The following is a 1217-nucleotide window of genomic DNA, read 5'->3' as shown; positions in this document are numbered from 1 at the left end:
TGAAACATCCTTTGAAGCTGCGGGAGATCAACCTCAAGCAATTAAAACTTTGGTTGAGGGAATTGAAAAGGATGAACGTACGCAAGTGCTTTTGGGTGTTACAGGTTCGGGAAAAACCTATACAATGGCCAAAATTATTGAAAAAACACAACGCCCTGCTCTCATTTTAGCACCAAATAAAACGCTAGCAGCCCAGCTTTACGGAGAGTTTAAAAGCTTTTTTCCCCATAATGCTGTCGAATATTTTGTCTCTTATTACGATTATTATCAGCCGGAAGCCTATGTTGCACGCTCTGACACTTATATTGAAAAAGAATCCTCCATAAATGAACAAATAGACCGTATGCGCCATGCTGCAACACGCGCTGTACTTGAACGTGATGACGTTATTATCGTCGCATCTGTGTCCTGTATCTACGGAATTGGTTCGGTAGAAACTTATACTGCCATGACCTTCCAAATAAAAAAAGGAGATCGGCTCAATCAACGGCAATTACTGGCTGATTTAGTTGCTCAACATTATCATCGACAAGATATCAATTTCATTCGTGGTTCCTTTCGTGTGCGAGGAGATACAATCGAAATTTTCCCTGCCCACCTCGAAGATCGTGCTTGGCGTATTTCATTGTTTGGTGATGAAGTGGAAACGATTACTGAATTTGATCCTCTAACAGGACAAAAAACAAGTGACCTTCAATTTATTAAAATTTATGCCAATTCACACTACGTAACACCGCGACCGACATTAAATCAGGCAATAAAATCAATCAAAATGGAACTTGTTCAACGCCTTGATGAATTAAACGCAGCTGGGCGTCTTTTAGAAGCACAACGTTTAGAACAGCGTACAATTTTTGATTTAGAAATGTTAGAAACGACCGGCTCATGCCCCGGTATCGAAAATTATTCACGTTATTTAACGGGACGAAAACCCGGTGAACCACCACCAACCTTGTTCGAATATATTCCAAACAACGCTCTTGTTTTTATCGATGAAAGCCATGTAACCATTCCCCAAATTTGTGGTATGTACCGCGGTGATTTTCGACGAAAAGCGACCTTAGCAGAATATGGATTTCGCCTCCCCTCCTGTATGGACAATCGTCCCTTACGCTTTGAAGAATGGGATCTCATGCGCCCGCAAACTATTGCTGTTTCTGCAACGCCTGGACGCTGGGAAATAGAACAATCCCATGGTATTTTTGTTGAACAAATTA

The 1217-nt window shown here is 41.2% G+C and carries 1 protein-coding gene; it reads left to right on the top strand.

What is annotated here, in order from left to right; translation table 11 throughout:
* The coding region (locus ACFIK8_RS09640; RefSeq protein ID WP_375669298.1) for a DEAD/DEAH box helicase family protein at nt 1-1217 on the top strand (1217 nt) is incomplete at both ends.

Source organism: Bartonella sp. MR168JLCBS, assembly GCF_042194175.1.
Note: the sequence above shows the minus strand (reverse complement) of the source record. Positions and strands in the feature narration are given on the sequence as shown.